The organism is Pirellulales bacterium (assembly GCA_035499655.1).
Taxonomy (GTDB): Bacteria; Planctomycetota; Planctomycetia; order Pirellulales; family JADZDJ01; genus DATJYL01.
This window is the reverse complement of the sequence record DATJYL010000137.1, coordinates 1-9,083: the sequence shown is the minus strand read 5'-3', so window position 1 is coordinate 9,083 and position 9,083 is coordinate 1. Positions and strand designations below refer to the sequence as shown.

Genomic DNA, 9,083 nt, shown 5'->3' with positions numbered 1-9,083 from the left:
CTAAGGAAGATTGCCACCGTGGGCCGGTGGTTCAGCATTTTCACAGAGGTTGTAGCGCAATGCCAGCACGCCGCGAGAAAATGGAGCGTCCGACCCCCTCGCCGAAACCGGCTCCCAGGTTGTACGATCCGAAAATCAATTCATTGCGACGCCCAGCGCCAACGTTTCCCATCAAGTCGTCCCGCTCCGCCCCTACGATGAGCCTTGGTTTCAAACGCGAACGGCCCGGGTTGTATTGCGTCGAGCTGCGCACGGACCAATGGGAATCGGCCGTGAAGTGGTATCGCGAGACGTTGGGGTTGCGAGTTTTGGTGCGTGTGGTGGAAGACGGTTATGCGTTGTTTGAAGCCGGCGAAACGCGGCTTAGCCTGCTAGCACGGCGCGCCGCGGGCGAACCGAGCGCTCGCTGGAGCTTGGGCTTCGAAGTGGAGAACTTGGACGGCGTGGCCCAGCGGCTGTTGGAGGCGGGCTCTCCGGTGACCCGCCCGCGCGATGACCCTGAGGGTTTTCAGGAGATCATCACTTCTGATCCGGACGGCAATACGATCCGCTTGTTTGCCTGGCCGAACGGATAGCAGAGGGCGCAGGATTCAGGGCGCAGGGGGTAGACAACTAAAAAATTCTGCGTTGGCCGCCGCATCGACATTGCTGCCTACTCCCTGCGCCCTGCCTCCTGCGCCCTAGATTCTTACGTAGACATTGACCGTGGCTGGATGGTCATCCATGATAAGTTATGGCCCGCCTGAGTAATGTCGGTGATTAAAAGCAAATAGGGCTACCTGCTTTTGATCCTCCGTCTTCTGTTTTCTACCTACCGCACTCTGCCTTGCATCATGGCATCCGATTTCACCCAAGCACAAGGCAGCGAGGAACTGGAGCGCTCGCTGAATCTCAGCCGGCAGCGCGCTTGTCCACCGTGCGAAGTGACGGGCTACGAACCGCGGCGCTTTTTGGGCGCCGGAGCGTACGGCGAAGTATGGGTGGCGATTGACCGGACGACCGGCCGCAAAGTGGCGATCAAATTCTATTTGCACCGCGGCGGGTTGGATTGGTCGCTGTTGTCTCACGAGGTGGAAAAGCTGGCGTTTTTGTCGGCCGATCGTTATGTAGTGCAGTTGCTCGACGTCGGCTGGGAAGCCGAGCCCCCGTATTACGTGATGGAGTATGTCGAAAACGGCTCGCTGGACGAACGGCTGGAGCAGCACGGCCCGTTGCCGGCGGCGGAAGCTACGGCGCTATTGCGTGAAATTGCCGTCGGGTTGATGCATTCGCACAGCAAAGGCATTTTGCACTGCGACTTGAAGCCGGCGAACATTTTGCTGGATCAAGACGGGAAACCGCGGCTGGCGGATTTTGGGCAATCGCGCCTTTCCAGCGAGCAAACGCCGGCGCTGGGGACGCTGTTTTACATGGCGCCGGAACAGGCCGATTCGCAGGCGATGGCCGACGCCCGGTGGGACGTGTACGCCCTGGGGGCGATTTTTTACGCGTTGCTGCTGGGGCATCCGCCGCATCGCAATGAAAAAAGTGTGAGCGAGATTGAACGTGCGCCGGACTTGGCGGGGCGGCTGCTGCGCTATCGCCGGCTGATTGAACAGGCGCCGCCGGCGACCGAACATCATGACGTGCGGGGAGTCGATTATGAATTGGCGACCATCATTGATCGCTGCCTGGCGGTTGATCCGAGCGCGCGTTATCCCACCGTGCAAACAGTATTGGATGCCTTGGATGCGCGGCAGCGGCGGCGCTCGCGGCGGCCGCTGATGGTGTTGGGCGCCCTGGGGCCGATGCTGCTGCTGGCGGTGATGGCGGGGGCGGCCGGGATGTGGTTCAACACGTCGTTGCGACGTTCCAATGAGGCGCTGACCCAAAGCGCGCTGAAAGGCTTAGGGTTTGCCGCCCAAAGCGCCGCACGCGGCGCCAGCGCGGAATTGCAAAGCCGGTTTTACGACGTGGAGGAGGCGGCGCGCGATCCGCAAATTGTCAACACTTTAAGTGCGATGGAAAACGACCCGCAAATGCACGCCGTGCTGACGGGATTGGGCGATCCGGAAGAAGTCAAAAAGCGTTTCAACGAATTGGCGGATCAACTCCGCAAAGCGCCGGAAATTACAGCGCTGCAAGATCGGCTGAAGTTTTTCGATCGCGAAATGCTGGCGGAAAATCAACGCAGCGACAGTTGGTTTATTACCGACGCCCGCGGCGTGCTGGTGGCGCACTGGTACGCCCACGAAGGGTTGTTGGGGCACAATTACGCGGCGAGCAGTTATTTTTACGGCGGCTCGACCGATCAGCCTGCCGATTGGCAACCGGCGCCGGACCAGCACATTCAAAAAACGCATTTATCGGCGGCGCACGAGAGCAGCTCGACTGGTTTGTGGGTGGTTTCGATTTCCACGCCGGTGTTCAAAGTCGACGAGAAAGACCCAAATCAAAAGCAGTTTATGGGTGTGATTGGCGTATCGTTTCAGTTGGCGACCAACTTCATCAACTTGCTGGAGGAGGATCGGCAATTTCCGGTGCTGGTAGACGTGCGCGAGGGAGCGCACAACGGCTTGATTTTGCAACACCCCCTGTTGCAGAAGCTGCGGAAAGAATCGGACGCGCATTTGGAACGGTTTGTGAACGACGGAAAGTATCGGATTTCCCCCGACGTCGTTTCGCAATTGAAGGAGGGCACGGCCGATTACCGCGATCCGCTGGCCAGCGACGAGGAAGGGACCGATTACCGGCAACGTTACCTGGCGGCCGAAGCGCCCATCGAGCTATTGGAAGGTGAGGGTCGCAATCTGCACGAAGCGCCCTCGGGCTGGGTCATTATTGTGCAGGACCCTTACGAGGAAGCCATTGGCACCACGCTGACGCAGTTGCGGGCCAGTTTGCTGGGCAGCGGGTTGGTAGCGCTCGTGGTCATTGGATTGGTGATCCTGGGTTTGTGGTGGTTTGTCTTGCGAATAGTGGAATCGCCCGCCCAATGGCAGCCGACCATGGCACTTTCCAAGCCCGACGCAGAGACGGTTCACACCGGCAGCTAAGACGATTTGCGCTTTGCGGGGCGGCCTTTGCGGGCTTGCAAAATGCGCCGCGGCTCAAGCGAGGGCCATTAGTTTTTGGCGGCGGCAGCAGCGCGAGGAGAAAAATATGACGGGTGCGGACCGGCGGACGATGGTCGCGGCGGGGCGGTCAAAACCCGGACGTTCCCCGGACCCAAAAGTTGCTCGATGCGCTGCCGCAGCTCGGCGTTCACTTCCACCCGCAGCGAATCGCTTTTCAATTGCAGGCGGTGGCCGTCGGCCAGGCAAAGGAGCAAGTTCAATTCGGCATCGCCGGGAAATTCGGCTGCCAGTTCGCGCAGTTGTTCCAGTGCTGCCGGGCCGTGAGTCTCTTCGTTTACGCGAATTAGTATGCCTTTGGTGCCGCGGCGGCGCAGTTCTTCCAGCGGCAGCAGCTCGTTGACGATGATGTTCGATTCCTCGCTGCCGGCGCGGCGATCGACGACACCGCGCACCGCCAAAATCGCTTCGGCCTGAACCAACTGGCCGAATTTGGCGAAATCTTCCGGCCACAAGATGCAGCGGATGATGCCTTCCAAATCTTCCACGTCGAACATGGCGTACTTGGTGTGTGTAGAACCGGGCCGCGGATTTTTGGTGTAGGAAATTTTCACGGCCGAGAGCATGCCGCCGAGTGTCACTTCAGTCCGCTGCGGCAGGCTGGCGATTTCGGCCGTGGTGTGGGAGCAGTGCGTGGCCAGTAAATCATGATGTTCTTCCAGCGGATGGCTGCTGAGATAAAAGCCCAACACTTCCTTTTCGTAGGACAGGCGTTCTTTTTCCGGCCACTCCGGCACATTGGCCAAGGCTTCGCCGTCGCCGCTGGTTTGCGGTTCGGCGGAATCATCATCAAACAATCCTTTTTGACCGGCGCGCTTGTCGGCCAGTTTCGCAGCGCCGGCTTGCAAAGCGCGATCGAGCGAGGCCCACAACGCGGCGCGATTGCCGTGCTTGGAAAGTTGATCGAACGCGCCTGATTTGATCAAGCTTTCCAGCGCGGTGCGATTGACGACGGAAGGATCGCAGCGTTCGCAAAAATCAAACAGGCTTTGGAACGGCCCTTCAGCCTGCCGGGCCGCGGTAATAGCGTGACCGGCCGATCCGCCGCAGCCTTTAATGGCCGCCAGCGCGAAGGCGATTTTGCCTTCCTGCACGGTGAAATCGGCCTGCGAAGCGTTCACGTCGGGGGGCAGCACCGCCAGGCCCATGCGGCGGCAATCGTCCAAATGCTCGACGAGCGAATCTTTCTTTTTGAAGTTTCGCCCGTCGATGTCGCCGGACAACAGCGCGGCCATAAATTCCAACGGATAGTGCGCCTTCAAATACGCCGTCATGTAGGCGATCAGCGCGTAGGCCGTGCTGTGCGATTTGTTGAAGCCGTAGCCGGCGAATTTGGCGATCAGGCCGAATAATTCGTCCGCCTGCTTTTCGCTCAGCCCTTGCTTTACCGCGCCGGCGATGAAATCTTCCTGGAACTTGGCGATCTTCGGCAAATTCTTTTTGCTGATGGCTTTGATGCAGGTGTACGCGTCGGCCAAATCGATGCCGCCCAGGCGATTCAAAATGCGCATCACTTGTTCCTGGTACACCATCACGCCGTGCGTTTCTTCCAGCACGTCTTTCATCACCGGGTGCAGGTACACGGCCTTTTTGCGGCCGAGTTTGACTTGCACGTAATCGTCCACCATGCCCCCTTCCAACGGCCCCGGACGATACAGCGCGTTGGTGGCGATGATGTCGCGGAAATGGTCGGGCTTCATCTTTTGCAATAGGTCGCGAATGCCGCCGCTTTCGAGTTGGAAAATGCCTTTGGTTTCACCGCGCGAAAGCAGGGCGAACGTTTCCTTGTCGTCGAGTGGGAATTGATACGGGTCGATTTTTTTGCCTGTCGTCTGCGCAATTAAATCGACCGCTTTGGAAAGAACCGTCAGGTTGCGCAGACCGAGAAAATCCATTTTCAACAGGCCCGCCCGCTCCACGTCTTCCATGGCCCATTGCGTGATAATTTCGTCTTTGTTTTGCACCCGGCACAGCGGCACGTATTCGGTCAGCGGACGGTCGGCAATCACCACGGCCGCGGCATGCGTGCCGACGTTGCGGGCCAGGCCTTCGATTTTGCGAGCCAGATCGAGCAGCTCGCGAGTTTCAGCATCGGAGTCGTAGGCTTTTTTCATGTCGGCGCTTTGCTGGAGTGCTTCGTCGAGCGTGATGTTTAGCGCGTTGGGCACGGTGGCCACAATGGCGTCGACCCGCGGAATGGGCATGCCCAAGGCCCGGCCGACATCGCGAATGGCCGCCCGGGCCGCCAGCGTGCCGAAGGTGCCAATTTGGGCCACGTTGTCGGCGCCGTATTTTTCTTTGACGTATTGAATGACTTCGCCGCGGCGGTCTTTGCAAAAATCGATGTCGATATCAGGCGCTTCGCGTCGATTCAAATCTAAAAACCGTTCGAACAACAAATCGAATTCCAGCGGACACACGTGGCTCAGATACAATGCGTAAGCCACGAGCGAACCCACGCCCGAGCCGCGCGCCGTGGCGGGAATGCCTTGCTCGCGGGCATAGCGAACAAAATCCCACACGATGAGAAAATAATTCGGGAAGCCGAGCGTGTTGATGACGTTCAACTCGTGATCGAGCCGGGCAATAACATCCGGCGCTAACTCGCCCTCGACAATTCGATCGGACCGGTTAGCATAGCGTTCTTTCAGGCCGTGTACGCACAGTTCGCGCAAATAATCAGTGGGCGTTTTACTTTCCGGCGGGGCGAAGTTGGGGAAATGCCGCTTGCCCAGTTCCAGTTCGATGTTCACACTGTCGGCGATCAACTGGCTTTGCTTCAGCGCTTCGTCCAGGCCGGGGAACGCTTCGTACATTTGGGCCGGGCTGCGGAGGAAAAATTGGTTGGTGTCCATCCGCATGCGGTTGGTGTCGGAGCGGAACTTGCCCGTGTTAATGCACAGCATCACGTCCTGGGCGTCGGAATCTTCCTGATTCACGTAATGGGCGTCGCTAGTGGCGACCAGCGGCAGGCCCGTTTGCCGGGCGACTTCCAGCGCGCCTTCCATTTGGCGCTGTTGAATTTCCAGGCCGTTGTTTTGGATTTCGATGAAATACCGTTCGCCGAAAATTTGGTGGAACCAAGCCGCAATTTCCTTAGCCTCGGCGATGAACTGCTCTTCTTTCCCGCCCCCTTTGAGAATCGCCTTGCTGAATTCGCTGGAAACGCAGCCGCTTAAGCAAATAATGCCTTCGTGATATTGCTCCAGCAGCTCGCGGTCGATGCGGGGCTTGAAATAAAAGCCTTCCAAATACGCTTTGGACGCCAGCTTGATGAGGTTGCGAAAGCCGGTGCGGTTTTGGGCCAGCAGCGTCAGGTGGTAACTGGCCTCCTTCAAATTGCCGGTATCTTTTTTCAGCCGGCTGTCAGGGGCCACGTACGCTTCGTAACCGAGAATGGGATTGATGCCTTCGGCCTTGGCCCGCTGATAAAATTCCAGCGCCCCGTGCAAATTGCCGTGATCGGTCAGCGCCAGCGCATTCATGCCCAACGTTTTCGCCCGAGCGATGAGCTTGTCGATGGGGCTGGCCCCATCGAGCAAACTGTAATGACTGTGGCAATGCAAATGAACAAACGGCTGGGTGCTCATGAAGATTCCTGGGGGAGCGGCGCGGTCCGTCGAACGGAGAGGGAAGCTAAATCGCAATTTTACTGCTGATTTGGTTCGATGGATAGGCGCTGCAAAATGCCGGACTTCTTAGCTCATCGTGACCAGCCGCTCGATAGATTCTACAAGCGGGGAAAAGATGTGCGTTGATCGATGCCAATACGCCGTTTAATTTAGGACACTGCTGGGCAAGGCATCAATGGTGCCAGTGCGGCATTTCACACTACCTTCAATGAGGGCAAATCCAATGGCCGATACATTTGAGAAAAGAGTCTCTGACCTCGAATGGCAGATCTGGATTGCGAAGTGGCTGGTTGGAAGTCTCGTTGCCGGTGTCTGTGCATATTTTGGGCTGAATCACTTTTTCTTGATTCCCCGTGAAGTGCAGAAGCAGCTCGATGAAGAATTTAAAGGTCAAATACGAGAACAGATCGTAAATCTGGAAGATGAATTTAGCAGACTGGGTAATGCTAAAAATGTTGCAGCGGAACAGCTCAAAAATCAGGTCGTGACAAGTCTTCCAATTGTTGTTACAGGCAAGGTGAATAGGAAGGACAAATCCGTAATTGGGAGTCCCAATGTGACCATGAATCCGGGGCAGGTGGGCGAAACAATCGTGAATTTCAAACCTAACACATTTGCAGAAGCGCCGATGGTTGTCGTGATGCCGCTCGTAGCTAGTTACAATCGCAGCTATGTGGCATCCGTTTACAACGTCTCTGAAAAAGGTTTCTCAGTTTGCACAGTGGAAATGGGAAATCATCCCACTGACGAAGTGGAAACCTTCTACTTTGTAGCCATCCAACCACAATAAAGTCCCCTGGTTGACCGACTGTTGCCGCAGTGGTGCCACTGCTGGCTTGTCCAGCAGTGCTAAGATAGAACCAGAGTTTGGCAAGCGAACAGCACAAATCTAATTCTGGCTTGCAGCATCAATCGAGCGTGCACTGGTGCCACTGCTGGCTTGTCCAGCAGTGGTTGGGTGGAAGCGAAGGTCGGTGGGCGATTGCGGTTCGTCTGGTGGTTGCTTGCAGTATTTATCTACCGGCGATGCCATCGCCGGCTTTATGGGCTGGCGCAACGAAGGCGCGGCGGATTTGACCCAGACACACGGCACTAGGCCACCCAGCCACCCGGCTAGTTATTCTGCCCGCCGCGCGGGAAAATAGGCGGGACGTGAGGCGGATTGATTTTGCAGAAAACCGGGAATCATCTGAGAGGCTGTTTCGGTTTCGCTGATTCCCAGCACCCCTCACCCTGCCCTCTCCCAATGGGAGGGGGTTCTGAAAGAAGGAGCGAGAACATGGCAAAGCCTGACGATCTTCGCTACACGAAACTTCCGCTGGGGCATGGTTCCGGCGTCATGCCGGCGCTCGGTTTTGGCACGCTCATTCCCGACCCGGTGGCCACGCGCACTGCAACCAAGGCGGCGCTGGAGGCGGGGTTTCGCACCATCGACACGGCGGAACGTTACCGGACCGAGCGAGAAGTCGGCGAAGCGATGCAGGAGGTATTCCACGCGGGCAAGATCAAACGAGACGACGTGTTTGTCATCACCAAGCTGTGGAACACCAACCATCGGCCGGAGCGCGTCAAACCCGCTTGCGAGGCTAGCCTGAAGAAGCTGCAACTCGGCTATGTCGATTTGTATCTCATTCACACGCCGTTTGCTTTCCAGCCCGGCGAGGAGCAGGACCCGCGCGATGCCGCCGGCAATGTGATTTATGACCAAGGGGTAACGCTACTGGATACGTGGCGGGCGATGGAGGGATTGGTGGACGCGGGCCTGTGCAAGGCCATTGGATTGTCGGACGTGGGGCTTGCGCAGACGCAAGAGGTGTTTGCCGCCGCGCGGATCAAGCCAGCGGTGGTGCATGTCGAAAGCCATCCGTATTTGCCGGAATGGGAGCTGCTGAACTATTGCAAATCCAACGGCATTGTGCTGCAGGCTTTCGCGGCGCTGGGGCACGGCATGGAGCCCAAGTTGGTGGACGATCCTATCGTCACGGGCATCGCGCGGCGAGTGAAGAAGACGCCGGCCCAAGTGCTTTTGGCCTGGGCGATTCAGCGCGGGACGGCTCTGCTGACCACCTCGAAAATCCCCAGCCAGATTCAGGAAAACTTCGATGTTTCGGCCATTCCGGACGACGCCGTGCGGGAGATCAGCGAGGGAATTAAAACCCGAGTTCGGCTGAATAGCGTGGTGCAGACCGGCGTTCCCGGGTTCATTCCGAGAGCGAAGTGAGATTCGGTGGCGGGCAATCGCCAACATGGTCCGGGCGTATCGCTACGCTCAACACCCGGCTAATGGCTAAAAACCCTTCGAGTTAATTCACGGCCGCCCACCCACCCCGGACCAAAA

General features: G+C 57.7%; 5 protein-coding genes. 4 read left to right on the top strand and 1 reads right to left on the bottom strand.

Features of this window, described 5'->3' with window-relative positions; all coding sequences use genetic code 11:
• Nucleotides 1–59: 59 nt before the first annotated feature.
• Nucleotides 60–575, top strand: coding sequence for a VOC family protein (locus VMJ32_09520; GenBank protein ID HTQ39256.1), 516 nt, complete (start codon nt 60–62; stop codon nt 573–575).
• 258 nt (nt 576–833) lie between these two features.
• A complete protein-coding gene (locus VMJ32_09515; protein ID HTQ39255.1) occupies nt 834–3,035 on the top strand; it encodes a protein kinase in 2,202 nt (733 codons plus the stop codon).
• A 68-nt stretch (nt 3,036–3,103) separates the two neighbouring features.
• On the opposite strand, the gene dnaE is transcribed toward VMJ32_09515, so the two are convergent.
• A complete protein-coding gene (gene dnaE, locus VMJ32_09510) occupies nt 3,104–6,703 on the bottom strand; it encodes a DNA polymerase III subunit alpha (protein HTQ39254.1) in 3,600 nt (1,199 codons plus the stop codon).
• A gap of 265 nt (nt 6,704–6,968) precedes the next feature.
• On the opposite strand from dnaE, the gene VMJ32_09505 reads away from it, so the two are divergent.
• A complete protein-coding gene (locus VMJ32_09505) occupies nt 6,969–7,535 on the top strand; it encodes a hypothetical protein (protein ID HTQ39253.1) in 567 nt (188 codons plus the stop codon).
• A 489-nt stretch (nt 7,536–8,024) separates the two neighbouring features.
• Nucleotides 8,025–8,966 (top strand): aldo/keto reductase, encoded by a 942-nt coding sequence (locus tag VMJ32_09500; GenBank protein ID HTQ39252.1) that lies wholly within the window; start codon nt 8,025–8,027, stop codon nt 8,964–8,966.
• Nucleotides 8,967–9,083: the final 117 nt, after the last annotated feature.